A 16,300-nucleotide genomic window follows, 5' to 3' on the forward strand; every position below is an offset into this window, starting at 1 on the left:
CACCTCGATGCGACCCCAACCTCAAGCATGACGAGCCCTTCTTTTCAGCGCGTTCAACCCATCCGTCCCGATTTGACGGCCGTCAATCTGGCACAACGGTTTGACCGCATGTGCGAACAGCACTGGCTGCCCGAAGACTGGCCCAGGTTGAAGAGAGAGGCCGGGCTTCTCCTCCTCGGAGAGCAACCCGACCTTGAACTGCTGCAGCAACTCCAGCGCCACTATCAGAAGGAGCCTCTTTCTTTCCGCGGGGACTTCAGAAGCGGCGAGGAGTTGATTCGCCACCTGAACCGCGCGCTGGACGGGCTGGAGAACCTGCACGGCCCGCATGACCCTGGCCGCCTGGGCAGTCGGGTGGATGAGGTGCTGGCGATGCTCGGGGAGGGGCCTCAACACGGCCCCATTTTTCGCGATGCGGTGGCGATCGCCTTTGCGAACTTCCTGGGCTACATCGCGGGCACCGCTGTTCAAACCGCCATGGAGCACGCGTTTTGCGATGGCGGTGGCGACCTGACCTACGAAAAACGCGTGGCCGCCGAGCTGGTCAATCGAACGGTGCAGCATGGGGTGCGGTTCGCGTTGCGCGACGCCGCGCATTCCGGCGGCGAAGCAGCGCCTGGGGCTGAGAACCCTGAAGGCCCCTGGCCGCGTCCATCTGTGGATTCTCATGGTGACCCTGGTGGTGTGCTCGTTCGATCAGATGGGGCTGCTTCTGTCGAGCCAGCTTCCCCCCGTTCGCCGCAGCGGGCAACGGCAACTGCCCGACGTCTGGGGCAACAGCCTGCAAACCGGGCTGTTCGCGGTCACCGACCTGCTGGCCTCGCTCACGATTGGCTACCTCACCCAGGTCGCGTTCAAAAGCTGGCACCAGCACGATCCCCAACCCTTTGTCGGCCTGCACACCAAGGGCATCACGCACGGCGTTCAGGCCGTTGGCGAAGGCCTGCTGCTGGCGGCCTGGAAGCACCACATGCACCAAGGCTTGTCTCCCAACAACCTGTGCCAGCGCGGTTCGGATTCTGTGGGCTTCCATGATTTTGTCGCCCTGTTCGATGGCATCGAAATCGGCATCTTCTGGCTGATGACCTTCATTCTTGGGTGTATGGACCGGCAGGAGGAGGCACCCCTCACCGGGTTCATCGAGCATTCCGTGAGCAACCTGTCCCTGCCGCAACGGTTGCAAAGGCACCATGGGAACGGGTCACCGGTTCCCATCGAGAGGGAGGGCAGTTCCTCTGGCATCAGCTCTGTGCCTCGCCTGCCCGTGGAGCCGGTTGAACTCCATCGGGGCGGGGCGCAACAGCCAGAGCACAACGCGGCCGACAATGGCGCTGAAACTCAGGCAGTGGGCAACGACAACCAGCACGAAGCCCTCGATGATTTCGATGTGGGTGCGGAGGAGCACGGCGGGATCGGAAACGACGGAGGTGGCGTCATGGTCAACCGCATCACGCCGCCCAATCTTCAACCGCTGAACACCTTCAAGGTGGGGCAGCGGCAACGGCCCTTTGTCTAAGCGCCCACCGCCTTCAATACCTCTTCCGCCGTGCCCGGTGCGTTCATTGCCCCGGGCCGGCCGCCGGCCTGGGCGACCGCGTCGCGCAGCGCCTCGAACACACTGATCGCCAGCATGAAGGGCGGCTCGCCCACGGCCTTGCTGCCGTGCACGTTGTCCTCGCGGTTGGCCTCGGGCCAGAGTTCGACCTTGAAGTGCGCGGGGATGTCGCCGGTGGCCGGGATCTTGTAGGTGCTGGGCGCGTGGGTCTGCAGGTAGCCCTTGTCGTTCCAGACCAATTGCTCGGTGGTGAGCCAGCCCATGCCCTGCACGAAGCCGCCTTCGATCTGGCCGATGTCGATCGCCGGGTTGATGCTGTGGCCCACGTCGTGCAGGATGTCCACCTTGAGCACGCGGCTCTCGCCGGTGAGCGTGTCGATCGCCACTTCGGTGACCGCCGCGCCGTAGGCGAAGTAGTAGAAGGGCCGGCCGGTGAGGGTGGTCTTGTCGTAGTGGATCTTGGGCGTGCGGTAGAAGCCGTCGCTCCAGAGCTGGATGCGGTTGGCGTAGGCCGCGTGCACCACCTCCTCGAAGCTGCGCGTGGTCTTGGGCGTGATCACCTGGCCGCCTTCGAAGCGCACCGCGCCCGCGCCGCAGCCGTCCAGCCCGGCGACGAAGGCCGCGAGGTTGTCGCGCACGTGGCGCGCGGCGAACTGCGCGGCGCGGCCGTTGAGGTCGGTGCCGCTGGAGGCGGCGGTGGCGCTGGCGTTGGGCACCTTGCTGGTGTCGGAGGCGGTGGAGAGCACGCGCTCGAAGGGCACGCCCAGCTCGTCGGCCACGATGGCGGCGACCTTGGTGTTGAGGCCCTGGCCCATCTCGGTGCCGCCGTGGTTCACCTGCACGCTGCCGTCGGTGTACACGTGCACCAGCGCGCCGGCCTGGTTGAACAGCGTGGCGGTGAAGCTGATGCCGAACTTCACCGGCGTGAGCGAAATGCCTTTCTTGATGACCGGGCTGTCCGCGTTCCAGGCCGCGATCTGGCCGCGCCGCTCGCGGTAGCGGCTGGTCTGCGCCAGCGTGGTCATGAGCGGCTCGAGGATGTTGTCCTCCACCGCCATCTGGTAGTGCGTGACGTTGCGGCTCTCGATGCCGTAGAGGTTGCGCAGGCGAACGTCCAGCGGGTCCCTGCCGAGCGCCTGCGCGATGTCGCTGAGGATGCGCTCGATCACGATCACGCCCTGCGGGCCGCCGAAGCCGCGGAAGGCGGTGTGGCTCTGGGTGTTGGTCTTGCAGCGGTAGCTGGAGATCGTCACGTCTTCCAGGAAGTAGGCGTTGTCGGCGTGGAAGATCGCGCGGTCGGCCACGGGGCCGGAGAGGTCGGCGCTGAAGCCGCAGTTGGCCAGCATCTCCAGGTCGAGCCCGCTGAGCAGACCGGTGTCGTCGAAGCCCACGCGGTAGTGGTAGGCGAAGGGGTGGCGCTTGCCGGTGACCATGAAATCGTCGTCGCGGTCCAGCCGCAGCTTGACCGGGCGCTGCAGCTTGCGCGAGGCCACGGCGGCCCACACCGCGAGGTGGCCGGCCTGCGTTTCCTTGCCGCCGAAGCCGCCACCCATGCGCCGGCATTCCACCGTCACCGCGTGGTTGTCGATGCCCAGCGCGTGCGACACCCAGTGCTGCACCTCGCCCGGGTGCTGGGTGCTGGAGTAGACCCACCACTGGTTCTGTTCCAGCGGCAGCACGTAGGCGATCTGGCCTTCCAGGTAGAAGTGTTCCTGGCCGCCGACCTCGAACGTGCCTTCGAGCTGGTGGGGCGCGCGCGCGAGGGCGGCGGCCGCGTCGCCGCGCTTCACGTGCACCGGGGGCAGCACGTAGCTGGCCTGGGCATGGGCCTGGTGCACCGAGAGCACGGCGGGCAGGGGCTCGATGTCGAGCTTGACCAGGCGCGCGGCGCGGCGCGCGGTCATCACGTCGTCGGCCACGACCACGGCCACCACCTGGCCGGTGAACTGCACCGTCTCGCTGGCGAACACGGGCTCGTCGTGGGCGAAGGCGGCCAGCGTGGGGTCGCCGGGGATGTCGCTGGCGCCGAAGACGCCGCGCACGCCGGGCACGGCCAGGGCGGCCGAGGCGTCCACGCCGCGCAGCCGGCCGTGGGGAACGGGGGAGCAGACCGGGGCGGCGTGCAGCGTGCCGCGCACCTCGGGGATGTCGTCGATGTAGGTGGCGCCGCCGGCCACCTGGGCGCGCGCGCTTTCATGGAAGCGCGAGACACCGGCCGCGCGCGGGCTCGCGGGCGGCACGGGGGTGGCGGGGCGGGCTTCGGCCACATCCTCGGGCGGGGCGACGGCGTCCGCGCGGGACGAGATCACCACCGGCGCGGGTGTGTTGGGGTTGTTGGGGTCGCGTGCGTTCATGCCAGTGCCTCCAGCGTTGCCGCGTTGAGGTTTTCCAGGTTGATGTGCTGCAGGCCCTGGCTCTCCAGCCAGAAGCGCTGCAGCAGGTTGCCCAGCACGGCCTGTCGGTAGGCGGCGCTGGCGCGCATGTCGGAGATCGGCTGGAACTCGGCGCGCAGCGCGGCCACGGCGGCTTTCACCGCTTCGGGCGTCCAGGGCTGGCCGCGCAGGGCGGCTTCGGTCTGGCACGCGCGCGCCGGCGTGGCGGCCACACCACCCGCGCCGATGGAGACCTGCGCCACCACGCCGTCGGTCACCGTCATCTGGATCGCGAGGCAGACGGCGGAGATGTCGTCGTCGAAGCGCTTGCTGATCTTGTAGGCCTTGAAGGTTTCCCCGGCCGTGGGGCGGGGCACCTTGATCCAGGCCAGCAGTTCGTCGGGCCGCATCACGTTGGTGCGGTAGCCGGTGTAGAGGTCTTCCAGCCGCAGTTCGCGGTGGGCGATGGCGCCGCGTTTCGCGTCCCAGCGCATCAGCACCACGCTGGCGCCCAGGCCGATCAGCAGCGGCATGGAGTCGCCGATGGGCGAGCCGTTGGCCACGTTGCCGCCCAGCGTGCCCGAGTTGCGCACCGGCAGGCCGGCGAAGCGCTGGGCGAAGGTCTGGAGCTGGGGGCGGTCTTTCACCAGGGCGGCGTAGGCGTCGGTGAGCGTCACGGCCGCGCCGATGGCGATGTGGTGGGGATAGTCTTCCACCCGACGCAGCTCGCGCACGGCGGTCACGTCCAGCACCTGAGCGAAGCGCTTGTGCATCTTGGTGACCCACAGGCCGACGTCGGTGCAGCCCGCGACCACCTGGGCCCGGGGGTGGGCGGCGCGCTGCCGCAGCAGCTCGGCCAGCCGGGTCGGGCGCAGGTAGGTGCTGCCGTCTTCCTGGTTCTTCCTGAGCGACTGGAGCGCCGCCACGGTGGCGGCCTCGTTCACGCCACAGCCCTGGGGCAGCGGCAGGCCGCCCATCTGCTGCGCGGCGTCCAGGATGGGCCGGTAGCCGGTGCAGCGGCAGAGGTTGCCGGAGAGGTCGGCCTGGGCCTGGGCGCGATCGATGCCCTGGCCGCCCTGGGTGTTCTGGTACATGCCGAACAGGCTCATGACGAAACCCGGGGTGCAGAAACCGCACTGGCTGCCGTGGCACTGCACCATGGCTTCCTGCGCCGGGTGCAGCTCGCCTTCTTCATTGGCCAGGTCCTCCACGGTCCAGACCGCCAGGCCGTTCACCGAGTGCGCCAGCCGGATGCAGCTGTTGATGGCCTTGTATTCCAGTTTCCCGTCCACCGCCTCGCCCAGCACCACGGTGCAGGCGCCGCAGTCGCCTTCGCCGCAGCCCTCCTTGGTGCCGGTGCAGTGCAGGTCTTCGCGCAGCACCTCCAGCAAGGTGCGGTCGGGGGCCACGTGGCGCAGCGTCACGGGCTGGCCGCGGCGCAGGAAGGTCAGGGTTTGTGCGGATATTTCGGTGCTCATGCGTGCCAGCATAGCGCTGCCCCCTTGGCACAACATATGCTCGGCCATATGTCCAAAATGCCCAAAACACCATTCAGTCGCATATGACAAGGGTATGAAATACATGTCCATGTTCGACAAGATTGACCTGCACCTGATCCGCGTGCTCCACACCGTGCTCACCGAGCGCAGCGTGTCGCGCGCGGCGCTGCGCCTGGGCATGTACCAGCCGGCGGTGAGTGCGGCGCTCAAACGCCTGCGCGAAATGGCCGGCGACCCCCTTCTGGTGCGCTCGGGTTCGGGCATGGTGCCCACGGTGGCGGGCTTGCGCATGATCGAGCCGGCGGCCGACATCCTGCGCAGCGCCGAGGTGCTGTTCTCCGACGCGCGCAGCTTCGAGCCCGCCACCGCGCGCCACAGCTTCAGCATCGCCGCCAGCGACTACATGGACCCGCTGTTCCTGCCGCAGCTGGTGACCCAGATCAAGAGCCAGGCGCCGAACTGCCCGATCGACATCCACCCGCTCTCGCGCGACTCCGACTACCGCAACCACCTGGCCCAGGGCGACGTGGACGTGGTGATCGGCAACTGGACGCAGCCGCCCGACGACCTGCACCTGGGCCGCCTGTTCGGCGACGAGGTGGTCTGCCTGGTCTCCCAGCAGCACCCGGCGGCGCGCCGGGGCTGGGACGTGGAGGCCTGGCTGGGCGCCGAGCACATCGCACCCACGCCCACCCACCCCGGCGCGCGCGGTTTCGTGGACGAGCACCTGGCCACCCTGGGCCTGGTGCGCAACATCACCGCCCGCTGCCCGCATTTCGGGCTGATCCCGGCCATGGTCGCCGGCAGCCTGCTGGTGCTGACCACCGGGCGCCAGTACTGCGACCGTTTCACCGGCGTGCTGCCGGTGAAGGTGCTGCCCAGCCCGGTGGAGTTCCCGCGAATGATGTACTACCAGCTCTGGCACGAGCGCACCCACGCCTCCAAGGCCGGGCGCTGGCTGCGCGAGCAGGTCAAGAGCGTGGCCGCCTCGCTGAAGCGGCCCGACGCCGAGAGCTGACCCCACAAGACCACGAAGGAGACCCATGACCACGACACGACTGCAACTCAGCGGCATCACCAAGCGATATCCGGGCGTGGTGGCGAACAGCGGCGTCTCGCTCACCGTGCAGCCCGGCGAGGTGCACGCCGTGCTGGGCGAGAACGGCGCCGGCAAGTCCACGCTGATGAAGATCATCTACGGCTCGGTGAAACCCGACGAGGGCACGGTGATGTTCAACGGCCGGCCGGTGCACATCCGCAACCCGCAGGAGGCGCGCGCCCTGGGCATCAGCATGGTGTTCCAGCACTTCAGCCTGTTCGACACGCTCACCGTGGCCGAGAACGTCTGGCTCGGCCTGGACAAGTCGCTCACGCTGCCCGAGGTGAGCGCGAGCATCACCGCCAAGGCCACCGAGTACGGGCTGGACATCGACCCCTCGCGCCCGGTGCACACGCTCTCGGTGGGCGAAATGCAGCGGGTGGAGATCATCCGCGCGCTGCTGACCAACCCGCAGCTGCTGATCCTGGACGAGCCGACCTCGGTGCTCACGCCGCAGGCGGTGGAAAAGCTCTTCGTGGTGCTGCGCAAGCTCGCGGCCGAGGGCTGCAGCATCCTCTACATCAGCCACAAGCTGCACGAGATCCGCGAGCTGTGCACCGCCTGCACGGTGCTGCGCGGCGGCCAGGTCACGGGCGTGTGCGACCCGCGCCAGGAAAGCAACGCCTCGCTCTCGCGCCTGATGATCGGCGCCGAACCGCCCGCGCTGGAGGTGCGCGAGCTGCACGCCGGCGCGGCGGTGCTGGAGGTGAACGGCCTCACGCTGCAGAGCGACGACCCGTTCGGCACGCACCTCAATGGCATCGCGCTCACGGTGCGCGCGGGCGAGGTGGTGGGCATCGCGGGCGTCTCGGGCAACGGCCAGAGCGAGCTGCTCTACGCGCTCTCGGGCGAGGACCGCCGCGCGCCGGCCGGCAGCATCCGCCTGGGTGGGCAGGACGTGTCGCACGCCGGCCCGGGCCGGCGGCGCGCCCAGGGCCAGCACTTCGTGCCCGAGGAGCGCCTGGGCCGGGGCGCCGTGCCCACGCTCTCGCTGTCGCACAACCTGCTGCTCTCGCGCAAGGACGCGCTGGGCTCGGGCGGCTGGATCCGCGTGGGCGCGCTCAAGGCGCAGGCGGCCGACATCATCGCGCGCTACAAGGTCAAGGCCAACGGGCCGGACGCGGCGGCCAAGTCGCTCTCGGGCGGCAACCTGCAGAAGTTCATCGTCGGCCGCGAGATCGAGGCCAGGCCCAAGCTGCTCATCGTGAGCCAGCCCACCTGGGGCGTGGACGTGGGCGCGTCCGCGCAGATCCGCGGCGAGATCCTCAAGCTGCGCGACGCGGGCTGCGCGGTGCTGGTGGTGAGCGAGGAGCTCGACGAGCTGTTCGAGATCAGCGACCGCCTGCACGTGATCGCCAAGGGGCGCCTGTCGCCCAGCCTGGACCGGGCCGAAGCCACCATCGAGCGCATCGGCGAATGGATGTCCGGGCTCTGGGACACGGCCGCCACCCACCACAAGAAAGAGGAGACCGCCCATGCTGCGGCTTGAAGTCCGTCCCCAACCCTCGGCGCGCTGGGGCTACGCCTCGCCGCTGCTGGCCCTGCTGATCACCGTGGTGATCGGCGTCATCCTGTTCGCCGTGCTGGGCAAGGACCCGGTGCGCGGCCTGCAGGTGTTCTTCTGGGAGCCGATCAAGAGCACCTACGCGCTGTCCGAACTCATGGTGAAGGCCACGCCGCTGCTCGTCATCGCGCTCGGGCTGGCGGTGTGTTTCCGCTCCAACGTGTGGAACATCGGCGCCGAGGGGCAGTACATCATCGGCGCGATCTTCGCGGCCGGCGTGGCGCTCACCGCCGACAAAAGCACCGGCGCGTGGATCGTGCCCGCCGTGCTGGTGGCCGGCGTGCTGGGCGGCATGTTCTGGGCCGGCATCACCGCGCTGCTGCGCGACCGCTTCAACGCCAACGAGATCCTCGTGAGCCTGATGCTGGTCTACGTGGCGGTGCAGGTGCTCAACTTCCTGGTCTATGGCCCGTGGAAGGACCCCATGGGCTACAACTTCCCGCAGACCAAGACCTTCGAGTCGGTCACGCAGATCCCGAAGCTGATGCAGGGCTCTCGCGTGACCATCGGCCTGCTGATCGCGCTGGCCGGCGTGGCGGCGGTGTGGGTCTTCCTGTTTCGCACCTACGCGGGCTATGCCCAGCTGGTGGGCGGCCTGGCGCCCGCGGCGGCGCGCTACGCGGGCTTTTCCTCGCGCAAGGCGCTGTGGATCGCGCTGCTGACCTCGGGTGGCGCGGCCGGCCTGGCCGGCGCGCTGGAGGTGGCCGGCCCGATCGGCCAGCTCACGCCCTATGTGCCGGCGGGCTACGGCTTCGCGGCCATCATCGTCGCCTTCGTGGGGCGGCTGCACCCGGTGGGCATCGTGTTCTCGGCCATTCTCATGAGCATGTTCTACATCGGCGGCGAACTCGCGCAGTCGCGCCTGGGCCTGCCCAAGTCGATCACCGGGGTGTTCCAGGGCCTGCTGCTGTTCGCGCTGCTGGCCTGCGACACCCTGATCGCCTACCGCCTCGTCTGGAAAAAGTGAGCAAGACATGGAATCCATCGCACTCCTGATCGCCGCCTCGCTCAACGCGGGCACCGTGCTGGCCATTGCTTCGCTGGGCCTGCTCATCAACGAAAAAGCCGGCATCGTCAACCTCGGCGCCGAGGGCATGATGCTGTGCGCCGCGCTGGCCGGCTTCGCCACCGTGGTCCACACCGGCAGCACCACGCTGGGCTTCGCGGCCGGCATGGCGGCCGGGGCCCTGCTCGCGGCCATCTTCGGCGGCCTCGTGATCTGGCTCAACACCAACCAGTACGCCACGGGCCTGGCGCTCAGCCTGTTCGGCGCGGGCTTCTCGGCCTTCGCCGGCACCCGTTACGTGCAGGAAAAACTGCCCGAGCAGACCCGCCACGCGATCCCGCTGCTGGGCGACATCCCGCTGATCGGCCCCGCGCTGTTCCGCCACCACCCCATGGTCTATATCTGCGTGGCGCTGGTGATCGGCCTGATCTGGTTCCTGTACCGCACGCGCGCCGGCCTGGTGCTGCGCAGCGTGGGCGAGAGCCCCGAGTCCTCGCACGCGCTGGGCTACCCGGTGCGCCGCATCCGCCTGGTGGCGGTGATGGCCGGGGGCGCGCTCTGCGGCCTGGCCGGTGCCTATGTGTCTACCGTGTACACACCGCTCTGGGTGGAGGGCATGATCGCCGGCAAGGGCTGGATCGCGCTGGCGCTGACCACCTTCGCCACCTGGCGGCCGGCCCGCGTGCTGCTGGGGGCCTACCTGTTCGGTGGCGTGACCATGCTGCAGTTCCACCTGCAAGGCATCGGCGTCAACGTGCCCAGCCAGTTCCTGACCATGATGCCCTACATCGCCACCATCGTCGTGCTGGTCCTGATCTCGCGCAACCCGACGTGGATCCGCATCAACATGCCGTCCTCGATCGGAAAACCCTTTTACCCGGGCGCATAATCTTTTCTGTTTTTTGCATAGTTTCCGCTCCACCCTTTCCCAACAAAGAGGTTACCCATGACAGACCTGAGCAAACGTTCCCTGATGAAGGTTGCCGCCTTGACCGCGCTGACCAGCGCCGTCCTGATCGGCTGCGGCAAGAAGGAAGAGGCCGCCGCGCCCGCCGCGCCCGCACCCGCTGCGGCCGAGGCACCGAAGGCCGCACCGCTGAAGATCGCGTTTGCCTACGTCGGCCCGGTGGGCGACGGCGGCTGGACCTTCGCGCACGACAACGGCCGCAAGGCGCTGGAGAAGGAATTCGGCGACAAGATCGTGACCAGCTTCGTCGAGAACGTGCCCGAGAGCGCCGACGCCGAGCGCGTGATCCGCGACCTGGCCGGCCAGGGCAACAAGCTGGTGTTCGGCACCACCTTCGGCTACATGGAGCCCATGCTCAAGATCGCGCCCGACTTCAAGGACGTGAAGTTCGAGCACGCCACCGGCTACAAGACCGCCGAGAACCTGCGCACCTACGACAGCCGCACCTACGAAGGCGCCTACATGGCCGGCGTGATCGCGGGCAGCATGACCAAGTCCAACACCCTGGGTGTGGTGGCGTCCATCCCAATCCCCGAGGTGATCCGCAACATCAACAGCTTCACGCTGGGCGCGCAATCGGTGAACCCCAAGGTCAAGACCAAGGTGGTCTGGGTCAACGGCTGGTTCGACCCACCGAAGGAAACCGAAGCCGCGACCTCGCTGATCAACGGCGGCGCCGACATCCTGTTCCAGAACACCGATTCGTCGGCCGTGCTGCAGACCGCCGAGAAGCTGGGCAAGCGCGCCTTCGGCTGGGACTCCGACATGACCGCCTACGGCCCCAAGGCCCACCTGGGTTCGGCCGTGATCAACTGGGCGCCGTACTACATAAAGGCCACCAAGGACGTGCTGGAAGGCACCTGGTCCACCGGCGGCGTGTGGTGGGGCGTGAAGGAAGGCGCGATCGACATGGTCTCCGTCGCCGAAGACGTGCCGGCCGAAGTCAAGGCCAAGCTCGACACCGTGCGCGCCGGCCTGAAGGACGGCAGCTTCTCGATCTGGAAGGGCCCGATCCTGGGTTCGGACGGCAAGGAAGTGCTGGCCAAGGACGCGGTCGCCGACGACAAGTTCCTCGGTGGCATCAAGTTCTACGTGAAGGGCGTTGAAGGCAAAGTGCCGAATTGACCCACCCCTGCCGCGCTTCGCGCGACCCCCTCGAGGGGGCGGCGCGTGCGGGCCGGCAGAGCCGGACCCGCCGTGCCCTGGAAAAAGAAAGCCGCCTCCGGGCGGCTTTCTTGTTGGAGTGGACCCACGATGATCGAACCACAACTCTGGCACCCCGTGATCGCCTCGCACCAGGTGCGCGACCAGCCCGTGGCCTGTTCGCTGCTCGGGCAGGCGCTGGTGCTCTGGCGCGAGCAGGCGCACGACACCCACCGCGTGCATGCCTGGGCCGACCGCTGCCCGCACCGGGGCGCCCGGCTCTCGCTGGGCCGGGTGCTGATCGGCCTGCACGGCACCCGCCTGGAGTGCCCGTACCACGGCTGGCAATTCGGCGGCGAGGGCCGCTGCCAGCACGTGCCCGCCGCGCCCGACTTCGTGCCGCCGGCCAGCCACTGCGCCACCCCGTTCGAGGCGCGCGAGCAGCACGGCCTGGTGTGGGTGCGGCTGCAGCCACCGTCCCAGACCCTCGCCGCGCCGCTGGCCGACCCGCCCGCGTTCGCGCCGGGCGACGACCCGGCCTGGCGCACCGTGCTGTGCGGCCCCTACGAACTCAACACCAGCGCGCCGCGCCTGGTGGAGAACTTTCTGGACCTGAGCCATTTCGGTTTCGTGCACGAAGGCTGGCTGGGCGAACGCGGCCACGCGCAGGTGCAGACCGGCGCGGTGGAAGAGGGCGAGGCCGGCCTGGTGGTGCGCGACGCCCGGGCCTGGCAGCCGCGCGCCTACGCCGGGGCGGACGCGGGCGCCTGGATCGCCTACCGCTATGACGTGCCGCACCCCTTCGCCGCCATCCTGCGCAAGGACGCCACCGAGGGCGACCCGGTGAGCAACGCGATCGCGCTCTTCATCCGGCCCGACGGCCACGAACTCTGCACCGCCTGGTTCGTGATCGCCACGCGCGGCGATGCCTCGACCGACCAGGAACTGGTCGCCTTCCAGGACGCGGTGTTCGCGCAGGACCGCCCGGTGGTGGAATCGCAGTCGCCGCGCGCGCTGCCGGTGGGCCGCACCACCCCCGTGACCGAGGTGCACGGCCCGGCCGACCGCGTCTCCAGCGCCTACCGCCGCTACCTGAAACGCCTGGACATCGCACTGGGCACCTGCTGACCGAAGGACGTGACATGACCATGACCCCCACCCAACTCGCCGCTGCCATCCCCAAGGCCGAGCTGCACATGCACATCGAGGGTTCGCTGGAACCCGAACTGATCTTCGCGCTGGCCCAGCGCAACGGCCTGAGCCTGCCCTACGCCAGCGTGGACGCGCTGCGCGAGGCCTACGCCTTCACCAACCTGCAGAGTTTCCTGGACATCTACTACGCCGGCGCCAGCGTGCTGCTGCACGAGGCCGACTTCCACGACATGGCCTGGGCCTACTTCCTGCGCGCCAAGGCCGACAACGTGGCGCACGCCGAGCTCTTCTTCGACCCGCAGACCCACACCGCGCGCGGCGTGCCCATGGCCACGGTGATCCAGGGCCTGGCCAGCGCCTGCGCGCGCGCCCAGGCCGAGCTGGGCGTGAGCGCGGCGCTGATCCTGTGCTTCCTGCGCCACCTGAGCGAGGAAGATGCCTTCCAGACGCTGGAAGCCGCCTTGCCTTACCGCCAGCACTTCATCGGCGTGGGCCTGGATTCGAGCGAGGTCGGCCACCCGCCGTCCAAGTTCTCGCGCGTCTTCGCGCGCTGCCGCGAGCTGGGCTTCCATGTGGTGGCGCACGCGGGCGAAGAGGGCCCGCCGGCCTACATCTGGGAAGCACTGAACGACCTGAAGACCGAGCGCATCGACCACGGCGTGCGCTCGCTGGAAGACCCGGACCTGGTCGCCGAACTGGCGCGGCGGCGCATCCCGCTCACGGTGTGCCCACTCTCCAACCTCAAGCTCTGCGTGGTGAACGACCTGAAGGACCACCCGATGAAGCGCCTGCTCGACGCCGGCCTGTGCGCCACCGTCAACTCCGACGACCCGGCCTACTTCGGCGGCTACATGAACGCCAACTTCGTGCAGACCGTGCAAGCGCTGGACCTCACGCGCGAAGACGTGAGCACCCTGGCTCGCAACAGTTTCGAGGCCAGCTTCGTGAGCGCGGCGCGGCGCGCGGAACTCATGGCCTTGCTGGACGGCGCGGTCGCTGGCTGAACGGGCCGTGCCATGACCCAACCGAGGTTTCTGGTCGTGGCGATGCCCTCGCCAATGAACAGGGCGGCGTTGAAGAGCGCGCTCGAGATCTCGGGGCTGAAGGCCCCGCTGGACGGCGCGATGTTCGATCCGGCGAACTGGCACGAGTCGCTACAGCATCAGTTACTGGGCGCCATCCGCCCGAGCGACCCACTGGATCCGCCCGATCCAGTGGACCATCGACGAACTCTTCCTGGTCGAAGGACACCGGGTGGGCGACCACGATGAGCACTACCGCTACGACGTGATCGGAAGCTGGCTGCTGCAGCCCGCCCGGCAGCTGGATCTGTTTGATGGCCCCGGGCCCGGGTAAAATCACGCCCCAGCGAGCCCGGTGCTTCCCCGGCTCGCTTTTTCATTCACGGAAGCCATGTAGAGGACCACCATGTACAAAAACCTCGTGGCCCGGTGCGCGTGCGCACTGGCGGCTGCCAGCTTTTTATTTCCCTTTTCCACCCCCGCCCAGGCACAGACGCCGCCGCTCAAGGCCGCGTTCGTCTACGTGACGCCGCTGACCGAAGCCGGCTGGGTGCGCCAGCACGAGCAGGCCCGGCTCGCCGTGCAGGCCGCCCTGGGCAACAAGGTCGAGACACGCTACGTGGAGAACGTGGCCGAAGGCGCCGACGCCGAGCGCGTGATCCGCGATCTGGCGCAGCAGGGCCACCGCATCATCTTCACGCCCAGCTTCGGCTACATGGAGCCCACGCTCAAGGTGGCGCGCGAGTTCCCGGACGTGAAGTTCGAGTCCATCACCGGCTACAAGACCGCGCCCAACGTCGCCACCGCCAACGCGCGCTACTACGAGGGCCGCTACCTGGCCGGTGTGGCTGCGGGCCGCATGCCGACGCAGGCGGGCTACATCGCCGGTTTCCCGATCCCCGAGGTGATCCAGGGCGTCAACGCCTTCACCCTGGGCATGCGCTCGGTCAACCCGCGCGCCACCGTCAAAGTGGTGTGGCTGGGTGAGTGGTTCAACCCGCCGCGCGAGCGCGACGCGGCCATGACGCTGATGAACCAGGGCGCCGAGGTGCTGGCCTTCCACACCGGCTCCACCGCCGTGATGGTGGCCGCACAGGAGCGCGGCAGGCTCGCCGTGGCCTACCACTCCGACATGCGCCGCTTCGGGCCCGATGCGCAGATCGCCGCCGTGACCCACCTCTGGGGCGACTACTACACCCGCCGCGTGCAGGCCGTGCTGGACGGCACCTGGCAGAGCGCGAGCGTCTGGGGCGGGGTGAAGGAGGGCATGATCCGCGTCGACAGCTTCGGCAGCAAGGTGCCAGCCAAGGTGCGCGACGAGGTGCAGGCGCGCCAGGCCGACATGGCCGCGGGCAAGCTCGCGGTGTTCGCGGCGCGCAAGACCGCCGTGCGCGATAACCAGGGCAAGACCGTCATCGAAGCCGGCAAGGCGCTCGACGACGGGCAGATCCTGGGCATGAACTGGCTGGTCGAAGGCGTGCAGGGTTCGGTCGAGCGCTGAAGCCGCGCGGGCCCACCGCCGGCGCGGCGGTATGGGCCTTATCGGCGGCGCGATATGCCCGGGCGAGCCCCAGGCGTTAAGCTGCGCGGCATGAACGCCTACCGTGCCGCCCTCCTGCGTTTCGACGACCAACAACGCCCTGTCTACGACGCCGATGGCCTGCTGGTCGTCGGCCCCGACGCGCAGGGTCGGCGCGTGGTGCGCGCCGCGGGCGACCACGCCGCGCTGATCGGCAACTTTCCCGGCGTGTCGGTGGAAGACCTGAGCGGAAAACTGATCGCGCCGGGCTTCATCGACATGCACGTGCACTACCCGCAGACGGACGTGATCGGCGCGCCCGCGGCCGGCTTGCTGCCCTGGCTGGAGAACTACACCTTCCCGCACGAGTCGCGCTTTCACGAGCCGGAGCACGCGCGCGAGGTGGCGGCCTTCTTCCTGGACGAACTGGCGCGCAACGGCGTGACCACCGCGCTCACCTTCGCGACCTCGCACCCGGCCTCGGTCGACGCGATGTTCGAGGCAGCGCGCTCGCGCGGCCTGCGCTTCATCACCGGCAAGGTGCTGCAGGACCGCCACAGCCCCGATGGCGTGCGCGACCAGACCGAACAGAGCCTGATCGACACCGAGGCGCTGATCCAGCGCTGGCACGGCGTGGACCGCCTGGGCTACGCGATCACGCCGCGCTTCGCGCCCACCAGCACGCCCGAACAGCTGCGCGGCGCGGGCGAGCTGGCGGCGAAGCACGGTGACGTGTGGATTCAATCGCACGTGGCGGAAAACCTCGACGAGGTGCGCTGGGCGGCCGAGCTGTTCCCGAAGTCGCGCAGCTACCTGGGCGTGTATGGCGACTTCGGCCTGCTGCGGCAGCGCGCGGTGTACGCCCATTGCATCCACCTCGACCAGGCCGACCGCGTGCTGATGGCCGCCACCGGCACCACCGCCGCCGTGAGCCCGACCAGCAACCAGTTCCTGGGCAGCGGCTTCTTCGACTACCTCGCCGCCGACGCGGCGGGCATGGGCTACGGCCTGGCGAGCGACGTGGGCGGTGGCACCAGCTTCTCGCCGTTCCGCACCATGCTCGCGGCCTACTGCGTGGGCCGTGAGGGCCAGACCAAGCAGGGCCTGAGCCTCACCCCGGGGCAGCTGTGGTGGCAGCACACGGCGGGCGCGGCGCGCGCGCTGGGGCTCGAAGGCGTGGTGGGCAACCTGCAGCCCGGCCACGAGGCGGATTTCGTGGTGCTCGACCCGCAGGCCACCCCCCTGCTGGCGCGCAAGACCTCGCAGGCGGACAGCCTGGACGAGCTGCTGTTCGCGCTGATCGTGCTGGGGGACGATCGGGTGGTGGCGCGCACGATCATCGCTGGCAGCTGATCTCGATCGCGGCTTGGGCGTGTCGTTTTTGCGCTTATTTCTCGACCTA

At 68.9% G+C, this 16,300-nt stretch carries 13 protein-coding genes; 10 read left to right on the forward strand and 3 right to left on the reverse strand.

Annotated elements, in window-relative coordinates:
* Nucleotides 1-21: 21 nt before the first annotated feature.
* Nucleotides 22-564 carry a hypothetical protein gene (locus ACFJI0_RS04440; RefSeq protein ID WP_382323579.1) on the reverse strand — a complete coding sequence of 181 codons (543 nt, stop codon included), beginning with the start codon at nucleotides 562-564 and terminating at the stop codon, nucleotides 22-24.
* 103 nt (nucleotides 565-667) lie between these two features.
* Between ACFJI0_RS04440 and ACFJI0_RS04445 the strand changes: the two genes are divergently transcribed.
* Nucleotides 668-1,516: a hypothetical protein gene (locus tag ACFJI0_RS04445; RefSeq protein WP_382323580.1), complete on the forward strand. Its 849-nt coding sequence runs from the start codon at nucleotides 668-670 to the stop codon at nucleotides 1,514-1,516.
* On the opposite strand, the gene xdhB is transcribed toward ACFJI0_RS04445, so the two are convergent.
* Nucleotides 1,513-3,909, reverse strand: a complete 2,397-nt coding sequence (gene xdhB / locus ACFJI0_RS04450; protein ID WP_382323581.1) for a xanthine dehydrogenase molybdopterin binding subunit — start codon at nucleotides 3,907-3,909, stop codon at nucleotides 1,513-1,515. The genes ACFJI0_RS04445 and xdhB overlap by 4 nt on opposite strands.
* Entirely contained in the window at nucleotides 3,906-5,405 is a 1,500-nt protein-coding gene (xdhA, locus tag ACFJI0_RS04455; protein ID WP_382323582.1) for a xanthine dehydrogenase small subunit, read from the reverse strand. Before xdhA ends, xdhB begins: the two co-directional genes overlap by 4 nt.
* 94 nt (nucleotides 5,406-5,499) lie before the next feature.
* Here xdhA and ACFJI0_RS04460 point away from each other — a divergent pair, with 94 nt between their 5' ends.
* The 9 genes from ACFJI0_RS04460 to guaD all read left to right on the forward strand — a co-directional run bounded on the left by ACFJI0_RS04460 (nucleotide 5,500) and on the right by guaD (nucleotide 16,251).
* Nucleotides 5,500-6,444: a LysR family transcriptional regulator gene (locus tag ACFJI0_RS04460; RefSeq protein ID WP_382160492.1), complete on the forward strand. Its 945-nt coding sequence runs from the start codon at nucleotides 5,500-5,502 to the stop codon at nucleotides 6,442-6,444.
* A 25-nt stretch (nucleotides 6,445-6,469) separates the two neighbouring features.
* On the forward strand, nucleotides 6,470-8,014 hold the full coding sequence (locus ACFJI0_RS04465; protein ID WP_382323583.1) for an ABC transporter ATP-binding protein: 1,545 nt from the start codon (nucleotides 6,470-6,472) through the stop codon (nucleotides 8,012-8,014).
* Nucleotides 8,001-9,056, forward strand: a complete 1,056-nt coding sequence (locus ACFJI0_RS04470) for an ABC transporter permease (RefSeq protein WP_382323584.1) — start codon at nucleotides 8,001-8,003, stop codon at nucleotides 9,054-9,056. Before ACFJI0_RS04465 ends, ACFJI0_RS04470 begins: the two co-directional genes overlap by 14 nt.
* Nucleotides 9,057-9,063: 7 nt before the next feature.
* Nucleotides 9,064-9,984 (forward strand): ABC transporter permease, encoded by a 921-nt coding sequence (locus tag ACFJI0_RS04475; RefSeq protein WP_382160486.1) that lies wholly within the window; start codon nucleotides 9,064-9,066, stop codon nucleotides 9,982-9,984.
* A gap of 57 nt (nucleotides 9,985-10,041) precedes the next feature.
* Nucleotides 10,042-11,187, forward strand: coding sequence for a BMP family ABC transporter substrate-binding protein (locus tag ACFJI0_RS04480; RefSeq protein ID WP_382323585.1), 1,146 nt, complete (start codon nucleotides 10,042-10,044; stop codon nucleotides 11,185-11,187).
* Nucleotides 11,188-11,316: 129 nt separating this feature from the next.
* The gene (locus ACFJI0_RS04485; RefSeq protein ID WP_382323586.1) at nucleotides 11,317-12,333 is read left to right on the forward strand and encodes a Rieske 2Fe-2S domain-containing protein; all 1,017 of its coding nucleotides are present in this window, start codon (nucleotides 11,317-11,319) and stop codon (nucleotides 12,331-12,333) included.
* 20 nt (nucleotides 12,334-12,353) lie between these two features.
* Complete coding sequence (locus ACFJI0_RS04490) at nucleotides 12,354-13,361, forward strand: adenosine deaminase (protein WP_382325505.1); 1,008 nt, start codon at nucleotides 12,354-12,356, stop codon at nucleotides 13,359-13,361.
* Between the two features lie 424 nt (nucleotides 13,362-13,785).
* On the forward strand, nucleotides 13,786-14,880 hold the full coding sequence (locus tag ACFJI0_RS04495; RefSeq protein WP_382323587.1) for a BMP family ABC transporter substrate-binding protein: 1,095 nt from the start codon (nucleotides 13,786-13,788) through the stop codon (nucleotides 14,878-14,880).
* A gap of 90 nt (nucleotides 14,881-14,970) precedes the next feature.
* On the forward strand, nucleotides 14,971-16,251 hold the full coding sequence (guaD, locus tag ACFJI0_RS04500; protein WP_382323588.1) for a guanine deaminase: 1,281 nt from the start codon (nucleotides 14,971-14,973) through the stop codon (nucleotides 16,249-16,251).
* Nucleotides 16,252-16,300 lie beyond the last annotated feature (49 nt).

It is taken from the genome of Hydrogenophaga sp. UC242_53 (assembly GCF_042696965.1).
In the GTDB taxonomy this organism is placed as follows: domain Bacteria; phylum Pseudomonadota; class Gammaproteobacteria; order Burkholderiales; family Burkholderiaceae_C; genus Hydrogenophaga.

What these genes read in the sequence shown, in the direction of transcription:
- ACFJI0_RS04475 (WP_382160486.1), top strand. Translation starts at nt 9,064, where the DNA reads ATGGAATCCATCGCACTCCTGATCGCCGCCTCGCTCAACGCGGGCACC.
- ACFJI0_RS04485 (WP_382323586.1), top strand. Translation starts at nt 11,317, where the DNA reads ATGATCGAACCACAACTCTGGCACCCCGTGATCGCCTCGCACCAGGTG.
- ACFJI0_RS04445 (WP_382323580.1), top strand. Translation starts at nt 668, where the DNA reads ATGGTGACCCTGGTGGTGTGCTCGTTCGATCAGATGGGGCTGCTTCTG.
- ACFJI0_RS04440 (WP_382323579.1), bottom strand. Translation starts at nt 564, where the DNA reads ATGCTGCACCGTTCGATTGACCAGCTCGGCGGCCACGCGTTTTTCGTA.
- xdhB (WP_382323581.1), bottom strand. Translation starts at nt 3,909, where the DNA reads ATGAACGCACGCGACCCCAACAACCCCAACACACCCGCGCCGGTGGTG.
- ACFJI0_RS04480 (WP_382323585.1), top strand. Translation starts at nt 10,042, where the DNA reads ATGACAGACCTGAGCAAACGTTCCCTGATGAAGGTTGCCGCCTTGACC.
- ACFJI0_RS04490 (WP_382325505.1), top strand. Translation starts at nt 12,354, where the DNA reads ATGACCCCCACCCAACTCGCCGCTGCCATCCCCAAGGCCGAGCTGCAC.
- guaD (WP_382323588.1), top strand. Translation starts at nt 14,971, where the DNA reads ATGAACGCCTACCGTGCCGCCCTCCTGCGTTTCGACGACCAACAACGC.
- ACFJI0_RS04495 (WP_382323587.1), top strand. Translation starts at nt 13,786, where the DNA reads ATGTACAAAAACCTCGTGGCCCGGTGCGCGTGCGCACTGGCGGCTGCC.
- ACFJI0_RS04470 (WP_382323584.1), top strand. Translation starts at nt 8,001, where the DNA reads ATGCTGCGGCTTGAAGTCCGTCCCCAACCCTCGGCGCGCTGGGGCTAC.
- ACFJI0_RS04465 (WP_382323583.1), top strand. Translation starts at nt 6,470, where the DNA reads ATGACCACGACACGACTGCAACTCAGCGGCATCACCAAGCGATATCCG.
- xdhA (WP_382323582.1), bottom strand. Translation starts at nt 5,405, where the DNA reads ATGAGCACCGAAATATCCGCACAAACCCTGACCTTCCTGCGCCGCGGC.
- ACFJI0_RS04460 (WP_382160492.1), top strand. Translation starts at nt 5,500, where the DNA reads ATGAAATACATGTCCATGTTCGACAAGATTGACCTGCACCTGATCCGC.